Annotated in this window: 21 protein-coding genes and 4 tRNA genes; 12 read left to right on the forward strand and 13 right to left on the reverse strand. The window is 67.9% G+C overall.

All coding sequences use genetic code 11. The features are described from left to right. The first annotated feature begins 8 nt into the window (after window positions 1-8). Both ACYVJS_RS12075 and dxs read left to right on the forward strand, forming a co-directional pair. Window positions 9-380 (forward strand): DUF2200 domain-containing protein, encoded by a 372-nt coding sequence (locus ACYVJS_RS12075; RefSeq protein WP_460740165.1) that lies wholly within the window; start codon window positions 9-11, stop codon window positions 378-380. Window positions 381-409: 29 nt separating this feature from the next. Continuing rightward, window positions 410-2,368, forward strand: coding sequence for a 1-deoxy-D-xylulose-5-phosphate synthase (gene dxs / locus ACYVJS_RS12080; RefSeq protein ID WP_460740812.1), 1,959 nt, complete (start codon window positions 410-412; stop codon window positions 2,366-2,368). A 58-nt stretch (window positions 2,369-2,426) separates the two neighbouring features. Here dxs and ACYVJS_RS12085 read toward each other — a convergent pair whose 3' ends face one another. The 4 genes from ACYVJS_RS12085 to ACYVJS_RS12100 form a co-directional block, all read right to left on the reverse strand. Beyond that, window positions 2,427-4,571 carry a 3-hydroxyacyl-CoA dehydrogenase NAD-binding domain-containing protein gene (locus ACYVJS_RS12085; RefSeq protein ID WP_460740166.1) on the reverse strand — a complete coding sequence of 715 codons (2,145 nt, stop codon included), beginning with the start codon at window positions 4,569-4,571 and terminating at the stop codon, window positions 2,427-2,429. A gap of 8 nt (window positions 4,572-4,579) precedes the next feature. Then, the gene (locus ACYVJS_RS12090; protein WP_460740167.1) at window positions 4,580-5,785 is read right to left on the reverse strand and encodes a thiolase family protein; all 1,206 of its coding nucleotides are present in this window, start codon (window positions 5,783-5,785) and stop codon (window positions 4,580-4,582) included. Between the two features lie 73 nt (window positions 5,786-5,858). After that, window positions 5,859-7,055, reverse strand: a complete 1,197-nt coding sequence (locus tag ACYVJS_RS12095) for a ribonuclease D (protein ID WP_460740168.1) — start codon at window positions 7,053-7,055, stop codon at window positions 5,859-5,861. Beyond that, window positions 7,048-7,635: a DUF3000 domain-containing protein gene (locus ACYVJS_RS12100; protein WP_460740169.1), complete on the reverse strand. Its 588-nt coding sequence runs from the start codon at window positions 7,633-7,635 to the stop codon at window positions 7,048-7,050. The genes ACYVJS_RS12095 and ACYVJS_RS12100 overlap by 8 nt, the downstream gene beginning before the upstream one ends. 25 nt (window positions 7,636-7,660) lie before the next feature. Between ACYVJS_RS12100 and ACYVJS_RS12105 the strand changes: the two genes are divergently transcribed. Beyond that, the gene (locus ACYVJS_RS12105) at window positions 7,661-8,884 is read left to right on the forward strand and encodes an alpha/beta hydrolase family protein (protein ID WP_460740170.1); all 1,224 of its coding nucleotides are present in this window, start codon (window positions 7,661-7,663) and stop codon (window positions 8,882-8,884) included. Here ACYVJS_RS12105 and ACYVJS_RS12110 read toward each other — a convergent pair. From ACYVJS_RS12110 to ACYVJS_RS12120, 3 genes are read right to left on the reverse strand one after another with little or no spacing between them, the layout of a single operon-like run. Continuing rightward, window positions 8,853-9,548: a dihydrofolate reductase family protein gene (locus ACYVJS_RS12110; RefSeq protein WP_460740172.1), complete on the reverse strand. Its 696-nt coding sequence runs from the start codon at window positions 9,546-9,548 to the stop codon at window positions 8,853-8,855. The genes ACYVJS_RS12105 and ACYVJS_RS12110 overlap by 32 nt on opposite strands. 17 nt (window positions 9,549-9,565) lie before the next feature. Beyond that, window positions 9,566-10,006, reverse strand: a complete 441-nt coding sequence (locus tag ACYVJS_RS12115) for a SufE family protein (RefSeq protein WP_344230715.1) — start codon at window positions 10,004-10,006, stop codon at window positions 9,566-9,568. Between the two features lie 24 nt (window positions 10,007-10,030). Further along, window positions 10,031-10,933 carry a sulfurtransferase gene (locus ACYVJS_RS12120; RefSeq protein ID WP_460740173.1) on the reverse strand — a complete coding sequence of 301 codons (903 nt, stop codon included), beginning with the start codon at window positions 10,931-10,933 and terminating at the stop codon, window positions 10,031-10,033. A 122-nt stretch (window positions 10,934-11,055) separates the two neighbouring features. On the opposite strand from ACYVJS_RS12120, the gene zapE reads away from it, so the two are divergent. The 3 genes from zapE (at window position 11,056) to ACYVJS_RS12135 (ending at window position 14,066) form a co-directional block, all read left to right on the forward strand. After that, window positions 11,056-12,090: a cell division protein ZapE gene (gene zapE / locus ACYVJS_RS12125; RefSeq protein WP_460740174.1), complete on the forward strand. Its 1,035-nt coding sequence runs from the start codon at window positions 11,056-11,058 to the stop codon at window positions 12,088-12,090. Between the two features lie 193 nt (window positions 12,091-12,283). Further along, window positions 12,284-13,510, forward strand: a complete 1,227-nt coding sequence (locus tag ACYVJS_RS12130) for an ammonium transporter (RefSeq protein WP_460740175.1) — start codon at window positions 12,284-12,286, stop codon at window positions 13,508-13,510. Window positions 13,511-13,604: 94 nt separating this feature from the next. Continuing rightward, complete coding sequence (locus ACYVJS_RS12135) at window positions 13,605-14,066, forward strand: type II toxin-antitoxin system PemK/MazF family toxin (protein WP_460740176.1); 462 nt, start codon at window positions 13,605-13,607, stop codon at window positions 14,064-14,066. A 3-nt stretch (window positions 14,067-14,069) separates the two neighbouring features. On the opposite strand, the gene ACYVJS_RS12140 is transcribed toward ACYVJS_RS12135, so the two are convergent. After that, entirely contained in the window at window positions 14,070-14,726 is a 657-nt protein-coding gene (locus tag ACYVJS_RS12140) for a pentapeptide repeat-containing protein (protein ID WP_460740177.1), read from the reverse strand. A 78-nt stretch (window positions 14,727-14,804) separates the two neighbouring features. Between ACYVJS_RS12140 and ACYVJS_RS12145 the strand changes: the two genes are divergently transcribed. Continuing rightward, window positions 14,805-15,110 (forward strand): hypothetical protein, encoded by a 306-nt coding sequence (locus tag ACYVJS_RS12145; protein WP_460740178.1) that lies wholly within the window; start codon window positions 14,805-14,807, stop codon window positions 15,108-15,110. Window positions 15,111-15,124: 14 nt separating this feature from the next. On the opposite strand, the gene ACYVJS_RS12150 is transcribed toward ACYVJS_RS12145, so the two are convergent. After that, window positions 15,125-15,200, reverse strand: a tRNA-Val gene (locus tag ACYVJS_RS12150). 148 nt (window positions 15,201-15,348) lie between these two features. On the opposite strand from ACYVJS_RS12150, the gene ACYVJS_RS12155 reads away from it, so the two are divergent. The 4 genes from ACYVJS_RS12155 (at window position 15,349) to ACYVJS_RS12170 (ending at window position 16,189) form a co-directional block, all read left to right on the forward strand. Continuing rightward, window positions 15,349-15,421: transfer RNA gene (locus tag ACYVJS_RS12155), tRNA-Gly, on the forward strand. A 55-nt stretch (window positions 15,422-15,476) separates the two neighbouring features. Then, window positions 15,477-15,547: transfer RNA gene (locus ACYVJS_RS12160), tRNA-Cys, on the forward strand. 26 nt (window positions 15,548-15,573) lie between these two features. After that, window positions 15,574-15,645: transfer RNA gene (locus ACYVJS_RS12165), tRNA-Val, on the forward strand. 238 nt (window positions 15,646-15,883) lie between these two features. Further along, on the forward strand, window positions 15,884-16,189 hold the full coding sequence (locus tag ACYVJS_RS12170; protein ID WP_460740179.1) for a hypothetical protein: 306 nt from the start codon (window positions 15,884-15,886) through the stop codon (window positions 16,187-16,189). Between the two features lie 71 nt (window positions 16,190-16,260). On the opposite strand, the gene ACYVJS_RS12175 is transcribed toward ACYVJS_RS12170, so the two are convergent. Beyond that, complete coding sequence (locus tag ACYVJS_RS12175; RefSeq protein WP_460740180.1) at window positions 16,261-16,974, reverse strand: alpha/beta fold hydrolase; 714 nt, start codon at window positions 16,972-16,974, stop codon at window positions 16,261-16,263. A 253-nt stretch (window positions 16,975-17,227) separates the two neighbouring features. Here ACYVJS_RS12175 and ACYVJS_RS12180 point away from each other — a divergent pair, with 253 nt between their 5' ends. Further along, window positions 17,228-18,442 (forward strand): cupin domain-containing protein, encoded by a 1,215-nt coding sequence (locus ACYVJS_RS12180; RefSeq protein WP_460740181.1) that lies wholly within the window; start codon window positions 17,228-17,230, stop codon window positions 18,440-18,442. A gap of 57 nt (window positions 18,443-18,499) precedes the next feature. Here ACYVJS_RS12180 and ACYVJS_RS12185 read toward each other — a convergent pair whose 3' ends face one another. The 3 genes from ACYVJS_RS12185 to ACYVJS_RS12195 are packed head-to-tail and all read right to left on the reverse strand — an operon-like array spanning window position 18,500 to window position 22,241. Then, entirely contained in the window at window positions 18,500-20,188 is a 1,689-nt protein-coding gene (locus tag ACYVJS_RS12185) for a dipeptide ABC transporter ATP-binding protein (RefSeq protein WP_460740182.1), read from the reverse strand. After that, window positions 20,185-21,168, reverse strand: coding sequence for an ABC transporter permease (locus ACYVJS_RS12190; RefSeq protein WP_460740183.1), 984 nt, complete (start codon window positions 21,166-21,168; stop codon window positions 20,185-20,187). The genes ACYVJS_RS12185 and ACYVJS_RS12190 overlap by 4 nt, the downstream gene beginning before the upstream one ends. Further along, window positions 21,168-22,241 carry an ABC transporter permease gene (locus tag ACYVJS_RS12195; RefSeq protein ID WP_320434458.1) on the reverse strand — a complete coding sequence of 358 codons (1,074 nt, stop codon included), beginning with the start codon at window positions 22,239-22,241 and terminating at the stop codon, window positions 21,168-21,170. The genes ACYVJS_RS12190 and ACYVJS_RS12195 overlap by 1 nt, the downstream gene beginning before the upstream one ends. Window positions 22,242-22,304 lie beyond the last annotated feature (63 nt).

The following is a 22,304-nucleotide window of genomic DNA, read 5'->3' on the forward strand; positions in this document are numbered from 1 at the left end:
CTGTGGAGATGAGCCGGATCTTCGCGACGCCGTTCGCCGACATCTACCCGCTCTACGTGGCGAAAATCGAGCGGAAGGGGCGCACGAGCGCCGAGCTCGACGAGGTCATTCGATGGCTCACAGGGTTCGACGACGAGGAGATCTCCCGTCACCTCGCCGAGCGGACGAGTCTCGAGGACTTCTTCGCGCAGGCTCACCTGAACCCGCGTGTCAATCGGATCACCGGCGTGATCTGTGGCATCCGGGTGGAGGAGATCGAAGACCCTCTGATGCAGCAGATCCGCTACCTGGACAAGCTCGTCGACGAAATCGCGAAGGGGCGCCCGATGGCGAAGGTGTTGCGGCAGGAGCCCGCGTACGCCCGGGGGACCCGACCATGACCGCCTCGCCCGAGAGCAAGGGAGACGATATGTCGCTGTTGTCGCAGGTGGCACAGCCCAGCGATCTGCGCACCCTCACGACGGCTCAGCTAGAGGAGCTCGCGGGGGAGATCCGCGCCTTTCTTATCGAGAACGTCGCCCGCACGGGCGGGCACCTCGGACCGAATCTCGGGGTGGTGGAGCTGACCATCGCGTTGCACCGCGTCTTCGACTCCCCGAACGACCCGATCGTCTTCGACACGGGGCACCAGTCGTACGTGCACAAGCTGCTCACCGGGCGTCAAGACTTCGCTGCGCTGCGCTCGCGCGGGGGTCTGGCCGGCTATCCGCAGCGTTCGGAGAGCGAGCACGACATCGTCGAGTCCTCTCACGCCTCGAGCTCGCTCAGCTGGGCGGACGGCATCTCCCGCGCTTTCGCGCAGACGGGGCGTCGGGATCGACACGTCGTCGCCGTCGTCGGAGACGGCGCGCTCACCGGCGGCATGACCTGGGAGGCGCTCAACAACATCTCCGACGACAACGACCGCAACCTGGTCATCGTTGTCAACGACAACGGCCGCTCCTATGCGCCGACGATCGGCGGGATGGCACGCTACCTGAACCGCGTACGCACCGCCGACGCCTATCAGAGCCTGCATCGTGGCTCGCGGAATCTCATCACCCGTCTCGGGCCCGCCGCACGAGCGTTCTACCGTGGTGTGCGCGGCGGAACCCGCGGGTTCCTGTCGAGGTTCACCAACAACGAGGCGCTGTACTCCAATCTCGACATCAAGTATCTGGGCCCGATCGACGGTCACGACATCCGGGCGCTCACGGAGACGCTCGAGCTCGCGAAGCACTATGGCGCCCCCGTGATCGTCCACACCATCACCGAGAAGGGCCGCGGCTACCAGCCCGCCGTCGAGGACGAGGCCGACCAGTTCCACGCGGTCGGCCGCATCGACCCGGTGACCGGCGCGACGCTCGGCACGGATGCAGGAACCGCGTGGACCGATGTGTTCGCGGAGGAGCTCACGCGCATCGGAGCGGAGCGGTCCGACGTGATCGCCGTCACCGCCGCCATGCTGCGCCCGACGGGTCTCCTGCCTTTCGCGCAGCAGTTCCCCGACCGGGTCTACGACGTCGGCATCGCCGAGCAGCACGCGGCCGCATCCGCGGCGGGTCTCGCCTATGGCGGGCTGCACCCCGTGGTGGCCATCTACGCGACGTTCATGAACCGCGCCTTCGACCAGGTGTTGATGGATGTGGCATTGCATCGCGCCGGCGTCACGTTCGTCCTCGACCGCGCCGGCGTCACGGGCCCCGACGGCCCGAGTCATCACGGCATCTGGGACCTCGCGATGCTGCAGCTCGTGCCCCGCATCCGGATCGCCGCTCCACGTGACGCGGCGCGGCTGCGTGAGGAGCTGGCGGAGGCCGTGGAGGTCGCGGATGCGCCCACCGTCCTGCGCTATCCGAAGGGAGCCGTGGGCAAGGAGCTTCCCGCCGTCGAGCGTCTGGACGACGGCGTCGACGTTCTCGTGAAGCCCCAGGCGGCCGATGTGCTCATCATCGGCATCGGACCCATGGCACACACAGCCGTGGAGGTCGCCGATCGACTGTCCGCGCAGGGCATCGGCGCGACAGTCGTCGATCCGCGCTGGGTCGTCCCTGTGGCCGGCTCTCTCGTCGAGTTGGCCGCCGCGCACCGACTGGTGATCACGATCGAGGACGGTATCCGGGTGGGTGGCATCGGTACCCGCATCCGTCAGGTACTCCGCGAGAACGGCGTCGATACGGCTGTCGACGAACTCGGAGTCCCGGACGAGTTCATCGATCACGCCTCTCGCGACCAGATCCTCGTGGACGCGGGGCTGACCGCCGCCAAGATCGCGCAGGATGTCGTCGCGCAGGTGCTGGGCACCCGGGTCCCCGTCGCTCGAGGATCGAAGGATGCGGCCGATCTCCGTGTTCCGGACGACGAAGGCGTCGGCTCGCACAAGGCGTGACGTACCGGAACGACGAAGGGGTGGCCCACCGATCGGTGAGCCACCCCTTCGTCGTTCGTCAGTCGCCGACGCCGCGGATCGGGGGATTGTGGAATGTCGCGCCGAACACGCGCTCCGAGGCGCCTTCTCGGTCGAGGTAGGGTGATGCCCCTCCGTCGATGAACGGCCAGCCCGCGCCGAGGATCAGGCACAGATCGATGTCCTGCACCTCTGGCACGACCTCGTCGTCCAGCATGATGCGGATCTCCTGAGCCAGACCGTCCTGCACGCGGCGGAGGATCTCCGCCTCCGCGACGGGCGTCGTGCCCACGGCAGGCTTCAGCACCTTCTCGGCCGCCTTCGTCCAGCCGGTGACCCGTCCGTTCTTGTCCTTCTCGACGATCTCCGGCAGCTCGGCGAGCTTGTGGAAGTTCTCGGACGCGAAGAACCGGTCGGGGAACGCGTGCGCCATCGTGTCCTGGACGTGCGCCGCTACCTTCCAGCCGACGAGATCGATCAGCTGGAACGGTGTCATCGGCAGGCCGAGAGGGGCGAACGCCTTCTCTACGGTCAGTAGCGGCGTGCCCTCGTACACGGCGCGCGCCGCTTCGCCCATGACCTTGGCCAACAGTCGATTGACGACGAAGCCAGGAGCGTCGGCGGTCAGTACCGCGTTCTTGCCGAGCCCCTTTGCCACGACGAAGGCCGTGGACAACGCCGCATCCGAGGTCGCATCCGTCTTGACCACCTCGATGAGCGGCATGACGGCCACGGGGTTGAAGAAGTGGAAACCGACCAGACGCTCGGGGTGGGCGAGCTTCGACCCGATCTCGGTGACCGGCAGCGATGAGGTGTTCGTCGCGAGGATCGCGTCGTCGGCGACGATCGACTCGATCTCCGCGAACACCTGCTGCTTGACGCCGACCTCCTCGAAGACCGCCTCGATGACGAAGTCGCAGTCCGCGTACTGCGACTTGTCGGTCGTGCCGGTCACGAGCCCGCGCAGCTGGTTGGCGGCGTCGGCGTCGAGCCGACCCTTCGCCTCGAGCTTGCCGATCTCCTCGTGGATGTGCGCGACGCCCTTGTCGACCCGAGCCTGGTCGATGTCGGTGATGAGTACCGGCACTCGGAGCTTGCGCACGAAAAGCAGCGCGAACTGGCTGGCCATGAGGCCTGCGCCGATGACGCCGACCTTGGTGACCCTTTTCGCGAGCGCCTTGTCGGGTGCGCCGACCGGGCGCTTGGCGCGCTTCTGCACGAGGTCGAACGCGTACATCGACGCCGCGAACTGGTCGCCGACGACGAGGTCGGCCAGCGCCTCATCCTCTCGCGCGAAAGCTTCGGCCTTCGTGCCGCCCCTCGCCTTGTCCAGCAGCTCGAGAGCGACATACGGAGAGCGCGGAACGGTGCCGATGCGGCTCTCGAGCATGCCGCGCGCCATCTTGATCGCGATGGGCCACTTGGTGAGGCGCTCGATCTTGCCGGGCTCGTTCTTGCGTTCCACCCTGATCGTGCCGCCGATGACACCGTCGGCCCAGACGAGCGACTCCTCGAGGAAGTTCGCCGGCGAGAAGATCGCGTCGAACATGCCGAGCTCGTACGCCTGGCGGGGCTTGAGAGTCCGGTTCTGCTTCAGCGGGTTCGAGATGACCACCTCGAGCGCCTTCTCGATGCCGATGAGGTTGGGGAGCAGGTAGGACCCGCCCCAGCCCGGGATGATGCCCAAGAACACCTCGGGCAACGCGATCGCGGCCGCGGACGCGTCGACCGTGCGGTAGGTGGAATTGAGCGCGATCTCCACGCCGCCACCGAGCGCCAGACCGTTCACGAAGGCGAAGGAGGGCACGCCGAGCTCGGAAAGGCGGCCCAGCACCTGATGACCGCGCTGCGCGATGAGCTTGGCGGCATCCCGAGAGGGGACCTTCGAGACATCGGAGAGGTCGGCGCCTGCGGCGAGGATGTACTGCTTGCCCGTGATCCCGACGGCCTGGATCTCGCTCGCGGCGGCGCGCGAGGCGAGGGCCGTGAGAGTGTCGCCGAGCTCTTTCAAGGTCGCCGGTCCGAGGGTGTTCGGTCGTGTGTGGTCCCGGCCGTTGTCGAGAGTGATGAGCGCGAGCACCTTGCCGGAGGGTAACCGGATGTCGCGCACGGGGGAGTGCGTGACCACTTCGTCGCCGCTGAACTGGTCGAGCGGGGAGAAATCGATCGCGTCGTAATCGGTCATGGTCGCACTCACTTCCGCTTCTTGCCGTCGAAGAACGGGTTCTCCCAGATGACCGAGCCGCCCTGCCCCAGTCCCACACACATCGCCGTGAGCCCGTAGCGGACATCCGGCCGTTCGCGGAACTGCGCGGCGAGCTGGATCATCAGACGCACACCGGATGCGGCCAGCGGGTGGCCGAGGGCGATCGCGCCGCCCCACGGGTTCACACGCGGGTCGTCGTCGGCGATCCCGAAGTGGTCGAGCAGCGAGATGACCTGGATCGCGAACGCCTCGTTCAGCTCGAACAGGCCGATGTCGTCGATCGTCAGCCCCGCCTTGCGCAGGGCCTTCTCCGTCGCGGGGATCGGCCCGATGCCCATGATCTCTGGTTGCACGCCGGCGAAGGCGAAGGAGACGAGACGCATCTTCGGCTGCAGGCCCAGCTCCTTCACCGCGCCGCCGCCGGCGAGCAGACCCATCGTCGCGCCGTCGGTGAGCGGCGACGACGTACCAGCCGTCACGCGGCCGTGCGGGCGGAACGGGGTCTTCAGAGTGGCCAGCTGCTCGAGCGTCGTCTCGGGGCGGCGTCCCTCGTCCTCCGTGGCCAGGCCCCATGCCCCGTCGGCGTCCTTGATGGCGACCGGAACAAGGTCGGGCTGGAACTTGCCGTTCTCGTACGCAGCCTGCGCCTTGTGCTGGCTGAGCATGCCGAACATATCGCTGCGTTCGCGGGTCAAGTGGGGGAAGCGGTCGAAGATGCGCTCCGCGGTCACGCCCATGTTCAGCGCTCCCGGGTCCACCATCCGCTCGGCGACGAATCGTGGGTTCGGGTCCGCGTTGGCGCCGATGGGATGACGCCCCATGTGCTCCACGCCGCCGGCCAGGGCGACGTCGTACATGCCGACGCCGATCGAGCCCGCCATCGTGGTGACGCTCGTCATCGCTCCGGCGCACATGCGGTCGATCGCGAAGCCGGGAACCGTCATCGGCAGGCCCGCCAGGATCGCCGCCGAGCGGCCGAGGGTCAGGCCCTGGTCGCCGGTCTGGCTGGTCGCGGCGATGGCAACATCGTCGATGCGGTCCGCGGGGACCTGCGGATTGCGCTCCATGACGCCGATGATCGTCTTGACCACCAGATCGTCCGCGCGGGTGTTCCAGTACATGCCCTTCTCGCCGGCGCGCCCGAAGGGCGTACGCATGCCGTCGACGAAGAAGACGTCCGAAATCTCGGCCACTCTGCCTCCAATGATCGGGGTTTCCTCCAACGTAGGAGGGGCTCGTGGCCGGAAAAAACCGGTTGGATCGAACCTACGAAGCGTTCTCCGCCGCGTTCTCGACCGATTGCATGGAAGCCACAAAAGCATCGGCGATCACCTGTGCGGTCTCTCGCACTTGCCAGTGCCGAGCGCCGAGCGCCAGCAGGGCCGCTCCTACCGTGTCCTCGGCGATCGGGGCCGGCGGCTCCCACGCCACGCGTCGTAGGAGTTCTGGCGTCAGCAGGTTCTCCGTCGGCATCGTCAACTCTTCGGCACGCGCCTCGACGAGCGGGCGCGCGGCCTTCAACCGGGCGTCGGCCTCGGGGTTGCGGTCGATCCACGCGCGGGGCGGAGGCAACGCGTCGCTGCCGACGCGCTCGAGGGGAAGATCCGTCGTCGCGCGCCCCTGCTCGATGGCTGCCCACCAGCGATCGAGCTCAGACCGGCTGGCGCGACCGGTGAACTCCTTCACAGCGGCGAGGGCGCGCTTGCTCTCGGGGGCGGCCGCGACAGCCGCCACGAGCGCGCGGTCCGGTACCAGCCGTCCCGGGGACACGTCCTGCGCGATGGCGAGTTCCTCGCGTGCCTCCCAGAGAGCGCGCGCCACGGCGAGATTACGGCGCCCACGGAGCGTGTGCAGCCCGCTCAACCGTCGCCACGGATCCGTGCGCGGCGGCTTCACCGGCCGATCGAGGACGGCTTGGAACTCCTCCTCGGCCAGTTCCGTCTTGCCCTGCTCCGCCAGCTCCGACACCAGTGCGTCACGCACATCGATCAGATGCACCACATCCAGTGCGGCGTACTCGAGCCAGGACTGGGGGAGCGGACGCGTCGACCAGTCCGCTGCGGAGTGCGCCTTGGCGAGGGCGATCCCGAGCGTGTCCTCGACGACAGCCCCGAGCCCGACGCGCGCATGTCCGAGCAGCCGTGAGGCGAGCTCGGTGTCGAAGATGCGCGGCGGCTCCAGTCCCAGCTCACGCAGCGAGGGCAAGTCCTGGCTGGCAGCGTGGAGCACCCAATCCGCCGTGCCGAGAACGGCCTGCAGTGGGGAGAAGTCGGAGAGTGCCGGCGGGTCGATGAGGAACACACCCGCCCCGCGTCGATAGATCTGCACCAGGTAGGCGCGTTGCGAGTAGCGGAAGCCGGATGCGCGTTCCACGTCGACAGCGAACGGACCTTCACCCTCGGCGAGTCTCTCGATCGCCGACGTGAACTCTGCTTCGTCGGCGATGACGGAGTACTCAGGCACGGGATGAACCCCTTCCCCGGATCTGTGTGATCCCTTCCGAGCCGGGTGGGAGCCCGGCGAGCATGCATACCAATTCTGCCCACGCTTCCACATGCCGTTCGATCTCGCCCTCCGGAGACCACGACGCGCGCAGCTCGATCTGGGCGCCGTCTCCCTCCGCCGCGAGCGAACCGAACCCCTTGGACAGGGTCTTCGTGGCGGTGCCGGAGGCAGCGTGGTAGCCGGCTCCGCGCGTCTGCAGTGCGTCGACGAGCCACGACCAGGCGACATCCGCGACGAGCGGATCCGCGCCGATATCGGTGTCGAGAGGCGCTTGTGCGAAACACACGATGCGCCACGGGGAGCCCCAGGGCTCGGGCTCGCTCGCATCGTGCAGGAGCAGGAAGCGACCCGTACCGAAGGCGGACTCGTGCTCACCGGGTTCGGGGCGTACATCTCCTGCCAGCGCGAAAGAGGCGGGGGCGATTCCGGACGGAGCGGGAATCTGACGCACGACGAGGTCCTCGCGAAACGACACCTCGAGGATCCGCGCGACGGCGTCATCGAGTGCAGACGCGGGTGCGGCTGGGTCGGAGGGCACGGCGACAGACTAGAGTGAAGCCACGATGTTGGACTCCAGGCGCGCCGCCCGCCATGGCGCCTCACCCACCGCCTTCGCCCTCTTCCGCGGCGCAGCCGTCGCTCTCGCGACCGCGACCGCGCTGTGCTCCGCGCTGATCGGAGCCGTCGCCATCCGGGTCGCGCGTCAGGTCGTGACGCCCGCCGGACGTCGCGCCGACACCCGCATCCTCGCGCTCGATCCGGCGTCGCAGACGATCACCCTGGAGCGCAACGAAGACACCGAGCTGCCGGGGCGCTACGGTCTGTTCACGCGCGGCACTGAGGATTACGTCAAGCTCGGCAGCGTCCTCGCCGAGAACGAAGCGGGCGTCAAGCGCAAGTTGCTGACGCACGTCGGTCAGGACGCACGGCTCTCTGCCGAGGCTGCGTTCAGCGGCTGGTACTTCGACCGCCCCGATCAGCTGCAGCTGCCCTTCAGCTCGCAGCTCATCGGTTCGGCCGTCGGACCGTGCCCGGCGTGGCTGTTCCCGGCGGAGCAGGAGACGGATCTCTGGTGCATCCAGATCCACGGCCGCGGCACGACGCGCGCGGAGTGTCTGCGGGCAGTCCCGCTCATGCACAGTCTGGATATCACCACGCTGGTCGTCTCCTATCGCAACGACGGTGAGGCGCCGCGCAGCCGCACGGGAACCTACGGGCTCGGTGCCACGGAGTGGCGCGACGTCGATGCCGCGATCGGTTTTGCTCGACGTAACGGCGCCCGCCGCATCCTGCTCATGGGGTGGTCGATGGGCGGCGCGATCGCACTGCAGCTGGCCCTCAGCTCGGCGCACCGGGACATGATCGCCGGTGTCGTCCTGGATTCACCCGTCATCGACTGGCGCGTCGTGCTCGACTACCAGGCGGGCCTCATGAAGCTTCCGCCTACGGTCACCAAGCTCGCCATCTCGGCGCTCGAGTCGGACTGGGGCACGGCATTCACCCGCACCGGGACGCCGATCCCGTTCGATCGCCTGGATGTCGTCGCTCGCGCGGATGAGCTGCGGGACCCGATCCTGATCCTGCACAGCGACGACGACGGCTTCGTCCCCTCAGACGCCTCTCACGATCTGCGGCAGGCCCGCCCCGACCTCGTCGAACTCGAGGTCTTCGAGGTGGCTCGACACACGAAGCTCTGGAACTACGACGAGCAGCGGTGGAGTGCCCGCATCCGGGACTGGGTGCGGGCGCAGGGACTCACGCCGACGGCCGAGCCCGCAGGTAGCTGAACCCGGAGTCGTCGACGATCAGGCCGTGCGGCGCCGCCAGCGCGTGACCGTCGGGAACACGGATGAACGGCGCAGCCGCTGGCACGAGTTGCGGCGCGACGGAGACACAGAATTCGTCGATGACACCTGCCCGCGCGAACTGCGAGGCGAGCGTCGGTCCGCCCTCGCAGACGACACGCAGCCAGCCGCGATCCGCGAAGGCAGAAAGGACGCGGGAGGGCGCGAGCTCGTCGCCCGGAACGGCGATGACCTCGAGCCCCAGACTCTCGCTATTGCTTCTCACGGTGTCGACGTCGTGCTCGGCGCACACGAGGAAGACACGGGCGGTGTCGTCGTCGGGCGCCAACTGGTGTCCCTCGAGACGTCCCGTCCGGGTGACGATCGCCAGTCGGGTGCGCTTGGGCACGACGTATCGCTCGGCGCGCACGCTCTGCGCACCCACCACCACGACATCGCTCCACCCGCGGATCACCCCGAGGATGCGTCGATCGACGGGACTCGAGAGCGTGTCGCTGGTGCCGTCCGTGCCCGTCGCGGAACCCGTCAACGACGTGATCATGTTGAGCCGCACCGAGTGTTCAGTGTGCGGCTCGTACTCGGCTCGGAGCCACCCGAGCCCGGCGTCGTCACCGGCGTCGATGCGCTCGACCGGACGGGGGATCACACGCGTAAGGTGCATCCTCACGCGCCGCTCTTGCGCTGAATCTGTCGCTTTGCGCGCAGCAGCATGCCCGTCATCCCCGCGATGCGAAGGGGAGAGACCGCGCGGGTCAGGCCGAGGCTCTGCGGGTAGTCGTCAGGAACGGCGAGGGCGTCCGCGACCGTGAGGCCGGTCAACCCCTGGGCCAGGATGCTCGCGAAGCCGCGGGTGGTCGGAGCCTCCGCCGGAGCGGTAGCGTGCATCGCGACGATGCCGTCGTCGTCCACATCGACGACGATGTACACGGGGGACTGGCACTCCGCCACCCGCTCGCACAACTCCGGATGCCCCTCATACTCCGCCGGGATCGGCGGAAGCTCCTGCGAGAACTCCAGGAGCAGCTGCAGGCGTTCGGGTTCGGCGAGGGCGAGGAAGTCCTCGCGGATCTCGGCGAGCTTCTCGGGGAGGGCGCTGTCGGTCATCCGCGACATTCTCGCACGCAGCGCCTAGCGGCCGGGCACCTCGCCCGGCTCGGAGCCGGTGATGATGGGAACGCGCACTGCGCTGCCCCATTCGGTCCAGGACCCGTCGTAGTTGCGGACGTCCTCGAAGCCGAGCAAGTGCTTCAGGACGAACCAGGTGTGGCTGGAGCGCTCACCGATCCGGCAGTACGCGACGACCGGCTCGCCGTCGGTCAAGCCGGCCTCATCTCGGTAGATGGCGTCCAGGTCGGCACGCGACTTGAACGTTCCGTCCTCGGCTACTGCGCGCGCCCACGGCACACTCTGCGCCGACGGGATGTGGCCGGCACGCAGCGCGCCTTCCTCGGGGTATGCGGGGGCGCTGGTGCGCTCGCCCGAGTACTCCTCGGGGGACCGTACGTCGATCAGCGGGTGACCCAGATGCGCGAGGACGTCTTCCTTGTACGCGCGCAGCACGCTGTCGTCGCGCTCGATGACGGGATACTCGGTGCGCGCGCGGTTCGCGGGTTCCGTGGTGATCTCGCGCCCCTCTGCGATCCAGCGGTCGCGACCCCCGTCCAGCAGTCGGACGTCCTCGTGGCCGAACAGTGAGAACACCCACAGGGCATAGGCCGCCCACCAGTTGTTCTTGTCGCCGTAGATGACGACGGTGTCCCCGCGCGAAATGCCCTTGCGGCTGAGGAGGTCGGCGAATCCGGCCCCGTCCACGTAGTCGCGCACGACAGGGTCGTTCAACTCGGTGTGCCAGTCCACCTTCACCGCACCGGGGATATGGCCCGTCTCATACAGGAGGACGTCCTCGTCGGATTCGACGACGACGAGTCCGGGAGTGCCCAGGCGCTCCTGCAACCACTGGGTGGTGACGAGTCGTTCGGGGTGCGCATAGGCGGCGAACTTCTCGGAGGTGGAATCGAGGTCGACGGGCACGGGATTCTCCTGTTCAGTCGGGACGCGACCGAGCACGTAAAGTGGGGAAGTCGCCTGATCGAGCCTAGGTTCGAGTCGCCGCGTCCGCATCCGCCCCGTAACCGTGTGACACAGGATCCCGCATGACTTCGCCTGCTCATCAGAACGCGCTCGTGCACCTCGCCGAGCGATCTCCGCAGGTGTCCGGTGCGGACATGGTCGCTTCCCTCGTACCGCCGCCGCAGTTCGCCGACGCGAGCTTCGACACGTACCGCGCGGATGACGCCTTCCCCTCGCAGGCCGAGGCCAAGCAGACCCTCCGCGAGTTCGCCGGAGCGGCGGTGGAGGCGCCGAAGCGCGGCCTTTTCCGCCGTGCCCCCCGCGCGCCCGAGCGCAAGCCCGGCGTGTACCTGGACGGCGGTTTCGGTGTCGGCAAGACCCACCTCCTCGCATCGATCTATCACGCGATGCCCGCGCGCAGGAAGTACTTCGGCTCGTTCATCGAGTACACGGCTCTCGTCGGCGCGCTCGGGTACCAGCAGACCGTGGAACTGTTCCGAGGTTCCGATCTGCTGTGCATCGACGAGTTCGAGCTGGATGATCCGGGCGACACGATGGTGATGACGCGACTGCTCGGTGAGCTCGTCGCATCCGGCACGAAGCTCGCCGCCACCTCCAACACGCCGCCGAACGCACTGGGCGAGGGGCGCTTCGCCGCGCAGGACTTCCTGCGCGAGATCCAGGCGATGTCGGCCTCGTTCGAGACCCTGCGGATCGACGGTGTCGACTACCGCCAGCGTGCGGTCGACGGTCACGCGGTTGTTCTGGATGCGGGGGCATACGAGAGTGCACTGGCCGAGGCCGCCGCATCCGGCGTCGTCTCCGATGACGATTTCTCGACGCTGATCGCCCATCTGGCGAAAGTCCACCCCTCGCGCTACATCCGTCTGATCGACGGCGTGACGACCATCGGGTTGCGTGACGTGCACCAGTTGACCGACCAGTCCGCGGCCCTGCGTTTCGTCGCCTTCGTCGATCGCGCTTACGACGCGCAGATCCCGGTACGGTCCACCGGCGCGGCTCTCGACCAGGTGTTCGGCGACGAGATGCTCGCGGGCGGCTACCGCAAGAAGTACCTCCGCGCCATCTCACGACTGATCGCGCTCACCCACTCCTGAGCCGCGATCCCTGGCGGGTTCTCGGTGTGGGGAAACCTGTTGTTTACCGTGGTGGGCTCGCTGTAACAAAGTCGAAACACCATTCGCGCACCACTGGAACTCCTTCTCGACAAACTGTGGACGTCCTGAGGAGCTGCGACCCGATCTGCGGCCCTGGGATACCTCGAGTAACACGACATGGATGAGGAATTTCATGGATAGCGGAAATCTCGCCTGGTCCGTCGCTGCGACGGCACTTGTGCTCTTCATGACGCCGGGCGTCGCGTTCTTCTACGGAGGACTCGTCAAGGCCAAGAGCGTCGTCAGCATGATGATGATGAGCTTCGGCGCGCTCGGCCTGGTCAGCGTTCTGTGGATCCTCTACGGGTTCAACATGAGCGTGGTCGACAGCGCGTGGGCCTTCGCCGGTAACCCGTTCTCCGACTTCGGTCTGGGCGGACTGGACGACAACGGCCTCGTGGGAGCCACCTACGGTGCGACCTTCGCCATCATCACCGTTGCGCTGATCTCCGGCGCGATCGCAGACCGCGCCAAGTTCGGCGCCTGGATGATCTTCGCCGGCGTGTGGGCCACGGTCGTCTACTTCCCTGTCGCCGCCTGGGTCTGGGGTGGCGGCTGGATCATGAAGCTCGGTGAGACCTTCGGCTTCACGACCTCGGTCATCGACTACGCCGGTGGTACCGCCGTGCACATCAACGCCGGCGCCGCAGCGCTCGCGCTGGCGCTCGTCCTCGGCAAGCGCATCGGCTTCCAGAAGGGCATCACGAAGCCGCACAACGTGCCGCTCGTCATGCTCGGTGCAGCGATCCTGTGGTTCGGCTGGTTCGGCTTCAACGCCGGCGCTGAGGGCACCTTCGGTCTGCTGGGCACCGAGGACTCCTCGGTCGGCCTGATCATCATCAACACCCTCGGCGCTACGGCTGCTGCCATCATCGGCTGGCTCGTCGTCGAGAAGCTCAAGGACGGCAAGGCCACCTCGGTGGGCGCCGCCTCGGGTGCCGTCGCCGGTCTCGTTGCCATCACCCCCTCGTGCGCCGCGCTGACGCCGGGCTGGGCTCTGCTGCTCGGTGTCGTCACCGGTGCCGTCTGCGCCCTTGCGATCGAGCTGAAGTGGAAGCTCGGCTACGACGACTCGCTCGATGTGGTCGGTATCCACCTCGTCGGCGGTCTGATCGGAACGATCTACCTCGGCTTCTTCGCGACCGAGACGGGCCTGTTCGTGGGCGGCAACTACGAGCAGCTCGTGCTGCAGGTCATCGCCGCTGTGGGCGTGCTGGTCTACTCCTTCGTCGTCGCCTGGATCATCGGCTTCGCTATCGAGAAGACCATCGGCTTCCGCATCAAGAACGAGGACGAGCTCGCCGGCGTGGACTCCACGGTTCACGGCGAGGAGGGCTACTCGCTCGCCGAGCAGTCCTGACACATCGTTTCCAGCAGGAGAGGGCGTCGCGGGTCACCGCGGCGCCCTCTCCTTTCGGTGCCTGCGGCGTCGATCGGCTGGATAGGCTGGCGCGATGGGTCTGCTCTCCCGCCTCGGCCGCGGTGTCCTGCGCCTGGTGCGCCCCGCAGCGTCGTCGCAGACGTACGAGGTGGACCCCCGTTCGGTCGGTCGACTGAGACTTGCCTACGCGCCGCGTCCCGATGGGATTCCGGATGCGGGGGAGATCGTATGGACGTGGGTGCCGTACGCCGAACGAGACGGCCGCGGGAAAGATCGTCCGGTGCTCGTGGTGGCTCGTCAGAGCCGCGACCGCGTGTACGCGGTCAAGCTCACCAGCCGCGCGCATCCGGGGGTCGATGCCTACGTTCCTCTGGGCGCGGGTGGATGGGACCCGCAGCGTCGGCCGTCGTGGGCCGACATCGATCAGCTATACAGCGTGTCCCACGCGGGATTGCGTCGTGAGGGAGCGACTCTCGACGCGGCGCGTTTCGCCCGCGTCGTCGACGCCCTGCGCGCGCGCTTTGGGTGGCGATGAACGTCAGTCGCCGGCGATCGACAGGCCGACGTGCGCCGCGAGCAGCGGTGCCAGCTGGAGAGCCTGCTCGTGGGTGATCGTGGCGCCGGACAGTTGGCCGACGCCGGACACGGCTGAGAGCTCTGCGTGTCTGAGATCGACATCTACGAGGACTGCGCGAGGCACCTCGAGTGAGGCGATCCTCGTGTCCGTGAACCGCATCCGGCGGCATCGCGCTTCTCCCAGATCGAGTTCGTCGATCGAGCAGTCCGTGAACTGGACGTCGAGCAGCTCCGAGCCGCGGAGGTTGACGAAGCCCAAGCGGCATCCGAGGAAGTGGACGCTGCGCAGCGAGCTGTCGTACGCGGTGAGAGCCCCGACACGGCCGCTCAGACGCGCGTCGGACCAGTCTGTGCGAGCGGCATCCATCACGGGGACATCCAGCGCGTCGAGCGCGACCTCGAGCAGACCCGCGCCGCGAAGGCGCAGCTCGGGGGCGACGAATCGGTCGAAGCGTACGCCGTCCAGCCGGGCATCGGTGAGATCAGCGGGGGAGTGCGTCTCGACAGTCAGGCTCATGCCTGTCAGCATCGCCCCGGCGCGCAGCTGGGTTCGGCTGCCGTCGGCGAGGTCGTCCAGGTGCAGGAGGTTCAGCTGCGGGGGCTTCGGGGGAGGCGCCATGCATCCATCTTGGTGCGTCACGGCTGGTCTCGCGGGGCGAGTCGTCTCCCCGCATCTGCTCACCTGTAGCCTCGGGCCATGAGCGCGAGCACCCGGCGAACACGGAGGTGGGCTGTTCGCGGATTGGCCTGGGTGGCGTTCGTCCTCATCGCCGCCGCGGTCGTCGCCCTCGTGACGACCTCCACCCAGGGAGCGTGCTACGACTCGGGTACCGACCCCGACGCGAGTTACTGCACGAGCGGACCGGTCGTGGGTGTGGCGGGTGTGTGGATCCTCTGGACTCTGTGGGCGCTCCTCGCCGCCGCTACCGGTTACCGGATACTTCGCGAAGGACTCCGTGACAGAGCCGCGGGGCGGGGCGGGAAACGCGAAACCCCCGGCTGAACCGGGGGTTTCGATGGTGGGCGATACCAGACTCGAACTGATGACCTCTTCCGTGTGAAGGAAGCGCGCTACCAACTGCGCCAATCGCCCATGACCCGTGGGGCCGAGAATCGAGCATACCGGATGCGGACGCGCTCCGTTGACCAGACGGCAAGACACGCGCGGGTCCGTCTCGGTTTTGCGAAGCGCTGGAGTTGGGATAATGTTTTCCAAGTGCCCGAGAGATCGGGAACGAAATGCGGATGTAGCGCAGTTGGTAGCGCATCACCTTGCCAAGGTGAGGGTCGCGAGTTCGAGTCTCGTCATCCGCTCGAGTGCGGGGATCTCCCTCCGGGGAGATCACGTCACGTGGGTCGAACCACACACGGTGGCGTGGCCGAGCGGCTAGGCACCGGCCTGCAAAGCCGTTTACACGGGTTCGAATCCCGTCGCCACCTCGCCCATAACTGAACAGCCTGTACAGGCGCGATTGGCGCAGCGGTAGCGCGCTTCCCTGACACGGAAGAGGTCACTGGTTCGATCCCAGTATCGCGCACCGAAGAACCCCCCGGCCCTCCGGGGGTTTTCTCGTTTCTGAGGTGGCTTGAGCAACGCGTCGACACGTCTCCCACCGCGTGTGGGGCGCGCGAGGGTGCGACGTGTGCACGGCGCGTGGTGAGAATGTGCTCCGATGTGACCGCTGTGGCTCGGCACTCCCCATCCGCCGTGCAGATGTCGCGCCATCGGCGCTGCCCACGCACGGCGCGCCATTGCCGTGCCGGTACATTCGGAGCATGGATCCCGCACCGTCGACCACTCGCCGCGATGCTCTGCCCTGGGTCGGATTCGGCCTCGCCGTGGCGCCCTTGGCGCTGATTCTTCTCACCCTGACGACCGGTGTGTCGACGGGCGGCTTGAGCGCCGTCTTCGTTCCCGCCATCGTCGCGGGGTTGGTCCTCTCGATCGTCGCCCTCGCGAAGAAGAAGCGACCGCGCTGGCCCGCGATCACGGCAATCGTCCTGATCGGCATCGGTTTCGTCGCGTGGGGTGCGTTCGCGATCTGGGCCATCGCGGGCTTCGTGCAGATCATGATGCTCTGATCCATCCCGATTCGGATGCGGCGAGCCCGCCCGGCGCGGCGAGTCCGCCCGGCGCCAGACGGGCTCGTGAGTCAGGCGAGTTCCGCGAGGGCGGTCTTGATCAGCTCGGCGACGGCGCCGGGGTTGGAGACCATCACCGAGTGCGACGCACCGTCGATCACGCGGGTGCCGCGCGAGCCCGCACGCTCCGCCATGAACGCGAGCCCCGCTTCGGGAATGTTCTTGTCGCCCGTGCCGTAGACGAACCAGGAGGGGAGCGTCTTCCAGGCCGGAGTCGCGGCGGGCAGGCCTTCGCCGAGCGCATAGTCGCGGATCGGACGCTGGGTGAGGGCGGACAGCTTCGCGACCTCGAGCGGCACATCGGCGGCGAACTGGTCGGGGAAGAGCGCGCGGTCGACGACGAGATCGTTCGTGCCGTCGCCGAGCGGATACGGGCGCACGCGCTCACCCAGGGTGCTGCCCGGGAACTGACCGGTCAGGTCGAGCGCGTTCTCGCCGTGGTCGGGTGCGAAAGCCGCCACGTAGACGAGGCCCTTGACCTTGTCGTTCCCGGCGCCGGCTTCCGTGATGACCGCTCCACCGTACGAATGGCCTACCAGCAGCACGTCGCCGGGCAGCGAGTCCACGAGGCGACGCACGTTTTCGGCATCCGTGGTCACGCTGCGCAGCGCGTTCGGCGTCGCGATCGCGTCGATGCCCGCATCCTGCAGCAGCGTCAGGACGCCGTTCCAGCTCGAGGACTCGGCGAACGCGCCGTGGACGAGGACGACAGTGATATCGGACATGGGTGGTTCTCCTCAGGTTCCTGTGCTCGCTCGCGAGGCGCCCGGCGGCGCGGCGCGGCGAGTACGGCCCGAACGTATAAGCGGTGCCGGTGACCCGCATCCGCTCTGAGTCGGAAGCCGCCCCGCTCCCTGACGAGGCGCGTCCGGGCCTCGACGCGCGTCGAAGTGACTTCCGTCACCACGCGGTGCCAGGCCGGGCCGCAGCTCGGCGAGACTCACCGGCATCCACTTCACGGGACAAAGGAGCACCACCATGGAAACCCCGGACAGCACAGCGCCGCACCACGAGGCGCCCACATTCGGCAATCCTGACCTTCCACCGGAGGGCGAGATCAACACGGTCGACCGGCCGCAGAGCACCGTGATGACCGGTCCGCAGAACCCCGCCATCGCGTCGCAGTTCCCGAACCAGATCGATGCTCCGGCCACCGACATCTCGACGCAGCCGTTCTTCTGGTCCTCGTTCAACATCTCCCCGCGTCGCGTGCAGCGCGGGGGGTGGGCGCGTGAGTTGACCAGTAGCGACTTCCACATCTCGGACGAGATCGCCGGCGTCAACATGTACCTCGAGCCGGGTGGGATCCGCGAACTGCACTGGCATCAGACGGCGGAGTGGGCCGTCATGACGCGCGGCAAGGCTCGCGTGACGACGCTGAGCCGTTCGGGACTGCCGGCGGTAGAAGACGTGGAGGAAGGGGACCTGTGGTTCTTCCCCGCGGGGACCCCTCATTCGTTGCAGGGACTCGGGCCGGACGGCGCGGAGTTCGTGCTCGCCTTCGACGATGGGCAGCAGTCGGAGTCGAACACGCTGCTGCTGACGGACTGGTTCGCGCACACGCCTCCGGAGGTCCTGGCGAAGAACTTCGGGGTCGCGCAGGAGGTGTTCTCCGACATCCCGCTGCACAACCTCTGGATCTTCCCCGGCGACGAGCCGCCCGCCCTGGAGGTCGATCAGGCCGCCGCGGGCGTCGAGTGGGGGATGGAGCCGGTCATCTTCCGTCTGTCGCGCTCCCAGCCGCGGTATCAGAACTCGGGCGGCAGCGTTCAGGTCGCCGACTCGACCAACTACGCGTACTCGAACACCGTCGCGGCGGCTCTCGTGACGGTCGAGCCGGGCTCGATGCGTGAGTTGCACTGGCATCCCAACGCGGACGAGTGGCAGTACTACTTGCGCGGCTCCGCCCGCATGACCGTCTTCAACACCGGCCCGCACGCCAACACGACGGACTTCCGTCCGGGTGACGTCGGCGTGGTGAAGAAGAACTACGGCCACTACATCGAGAACACCGGCGACGACGTTCTGCAGTTCCTCGAGGTGTTCCGCACCGACAGGTATGAGGAGATCAGCCTCGCCAACTGGCTGGCGCACGTGCCGCCCCAGCTCGTGTCCGCCCACCTCAACATCGATCCCGCCGTGCTCGCCACCTTCCCCCGCACAGCACAGGGCATCACACCTCTGCGCGGATGAGCGGGTGCGTGCGCCGAGACCGGGCCGACGTCGGCAAAGTCCCGGCGCACGCGTCGTTCAGCGTCCCGCTTCGGGAGGCAGTGCCAGCCACGCGGCGCGGCGCTCCGCCTGCGCCACCGGGTCCGGCACCGGCAGCGACGTCAGGAGACGCTCGGTGTAGGCGTCCTGGGGGTGCAAGAGGACCTGCGCCGTCGTCCCCTGCTCGCGCACCTCTCCCTGACGAAGCACGACGACACGGTCGGCGACGGCATCGATGACAGCCAGATCGTGGCTGATGAACAGCGACGCGAAGCCGAGCTCGCGCTGGAGCGCCGCGAACAGCTCGAGCACTGTCGCCTGGACCGACACGTCGAGCGCGCTCGTCGGCTCGTCGGCGATCAGGAGCTTCGGGTCGAGCGCGAGGGCGCGTGCGAGCGAGGCGCGCTGGCGCTGGCCCCCGGACAGTTCGTGCGGAAAACGGTCACCGTATGCGGCGGGCAGGCGCACCGCATCCAGCAGCTCGTCGACCCGCTTCCGCGCCTGAGCGGCGCTGCGCACCCGCTTGTGTACCACGAGCGGTTCGGCTATGCACTCCGCGATCGTCAGCAAGGGATTGAAACTCGTCGCCGGATCCTGGAAGACGAATCCCACCTGCGGGCGGAGTGCGGCGAGCGCCCGTGGCTTCACGTCGCGCATCTGGGTGCCGAGAACCTCCAACGACCCGTCGACGACGGAGGTCAGACCGACGATCGCACGGCTGATGGTGGTCTTCCCGGAACCGGACTCACCGACCAGGCCGAGGACCTCACCCGGGCCGATCCAGAAGTCGACGCCGTGCACGGCCACGACGCCCGTGCGGCCGAAACGACCTGGGTAGGCGATGTGAAGGTTGCGAGCGACCACGAGACTGCCCGCCGGCGGCTCGGACGGCGCCGCGGCGGCCGCATCCTGCGCGGCGCTCTTGCCGGCACCGACGTGAGGCACGGCGGCCAGCAGCTGCCGTGTGTAGGGCTGCTGCGGATCGGCGAAGAGCTCGCGCACCGGCGCCTGCTCGACGATCTCCCCGCGATACATGACCACGACACGATCCGCGAGGTCGGCGACCACGCCCATGTTGTGCGTGATGAGCACGATCGTCGCGCCGAACTCGTCCCGACAGGCGCGCAGCAGTTCCAGGATCTCCGCCTGCACGGTGACATCCAGAGCCGTCGTCGGCTCATCCGCGATGATCAGGCCCGCGTTGAGAACGAGCGCCATCGCGATAACGACGCGCTGCTTCTGCCCGCCGGAGAACTGGTGCGGGTAGTCGTCGACGCGCCTCTCCGGGTCGGGGATCCCCACTTTGCGAAGGATCTCGATCGAGCGGCGTCGCGCCTCGGCGCGCGTGACGCGCTCGTGGGCCCGGATCCCCTCCGCGATCTGCCAACCCACGGTGAACACGGGATTCAATGCCGTCGACGGCTCCTGGAACACCATCGCGGCATCGCGACCGCGCATGGCGCGCAGCTGGGATGCGGATGCGTGGACGATGTCCGTCTCGCCGCCGTTCCGAGCCTGGATCACCACAGCGCCGGACGTGGTCGCGGTCTCCGGGAGCAGGCCGAGCAGGGTGTTGGCCGTCACGGTCTTTCCGGAACCGGATTCCCCGACGATGGCGAGCACCTCGCCTGCGTGAGCGGCGAGCGAGATACCGGCGACCGCGACGACGGGATCGCCGTCGGTCGCGAAGGTCACTCTGAGGTCGTCGATGCGTGCGATGTCGCTCATGCGGTCGCCTCCTTCGTGCGCGTGCGCGTCGCACGCCGCCGGGTGCGCAGACGCGGGTCGCTGAGGTCGTTGAGGCTCTCACCGACGAGCGTGATGCCGAGGACGACGAGGACGATCGCGATGCCCGGCGGAATGGCGGTCCACCAGATGCCGCTCGTGACATCCGAGACGGCGCGGTTGAGGTCGTAGCCCCACTCCGCGGCCGCCGTCGCCTCGATGCCGAATCCGAGGAAGCCGAGACCCGCGAGCGTCAACAGCGCCTCTGACGCGTTGAGGGTGACGACCACCGGCAGCGAGCGGGTGGAGTTGCGCAGCACATGCCGGAGGAGGATCCGCGAGGTCGGCACGCCGATGACCTGCGCGGACTCCACGAACGGCTCCGCCTTGACCCGCACGACCTCGCTGCGCACCACGCGGAAGTATTGCGGGACGAAGACAACGGTGATGGCGATGGCAGACGCGAGGATGCCGCCCCAGAGCGTCGACTGCCCCTGGCTGATCACGATCGACATCACGATCGCCAGCAGCAGCGAGGGGAAGGCGTAGATGGCGTCGGCGAGGACGACGAGGATGCGGTCGAGCCAGCCCCCGAAGTACCCGCCGAGCAGGCCCACCAGTACACCGAGGAAGATCGAGAACGCGATCGCGCACACGATGGCGAGCAGCGCCGTCTGCGCGCCCCAGATCGTCCGCGACAGGACGTCGAAGCCGCTGACGGTCGTTCCGAGGAGGTTGACGGCGTTCGGTGCCTGGAGGGTGCCGAAGTCCTGACCGTCCACCGAGCGCTGGGCGAAGCCGTAGGGCGCGATCCACGGGGCGAGGGCGGCGGTCAGGATGAACAGGGCCGTGATGACGAGTCCGGTCACGAGCATGCCCCGCTGCAGCCCCACGCTCCGGCGGAGCTGCGAGAGGACGGGAAGTCGGTCGATCAGGGGACGGCGGCGGTCGGTGACGGCGGCCGGGGAGGAGACGGTGGACATCAGTACCTCACTCGCGGGTCGATGAGGGCGGCGACCACGTCGACGATGAAGTTCGTGACCGCCACGACCACGGCGATCATCACCACGATGCCCTGAACGGCCACGAAGTCCCGCGCCTTCAGGTACTCGGAGAGCATGAAACCGATGCCCTTCCACTCGAACGTCGTCTCGGTGAGGACGGCGCCCGAGAGGAGCACGGCGATCTGCAGGCCGATGACGGTGACGATCGGGATGAGCGCCGGGCGGTAGGCGTGCTTCGTGACAAGCCGGTATTCGCCGACGCCGCGGGCGCGTGCGCTCGTGACGTACTGCGAGCCCAGCGTGCCGATCACGTTGGTGCGCACGAGGCGCAGGAAGATGCCGGCCGTGAGGATGCCGAGGGCGAGCGCCGGCAGCACTGCGTGCCACAAGACGTCGCCCACCGCATCCGCTCTGCCGAGTCGGATGGCGTCGATGAGGTAGATCCCGGTCTGGCCGTCAAGGCTCTGCAGGGCGAGCTCGGTGCGCGTACCCGCGCGTCCGGAAGCGGGAAGTACGCCGAGCGCGACGGAGAAGATGAGTTTGAGCACCATCCCGAGGAAGAAGATCGGCGTGGCATAGCCCAGGATCGCGGCGATCCTCAGGGCCGCATCCTGCCAGCGGTCGCGGCGGTAGGCCGCGAGCAGACCGAGCGGGATGCCGAGGACGAAGGCCACGATCAGCGCGTACAGGGCGAGCTCGAGCGTCGCGGATCCGTACTGCAGCAGGATCGTGACCACAGGGCGTCCGTCGGTGATCGTGTTGCCGAAGTCGCCGCGGAAGACACCGCCGATGTACTCCGCGTACTGGACGATCAGCGGGCGATCGTATCCGGCCTCGTGGATGCGTTCTGCGAGTTGATCGGGTGGGAGTTTGCCGCCGAGGGCGGCCGTAATGGGGTCTCCGGTCACCCGCATCAGGAGGAAGACCACGGTGACGAGGATGAAGACGGTGGGGATGATCAGAACGAGTCTGATCAGGATGTAGCGCCAGAGCCCGCCCCGCTGGGGAGCGACGGGCTTGACGACGGCGGCGGCGTCTACCGCTGTGACCATGCGGATACCTTTGAACGGTCGGAGTCCACCGCCCGCGTCCTGACGACGCCGCCACGATGGGGC

It is taken from the genome of Microbacterium neimengense (assembly GCF_054782995.1).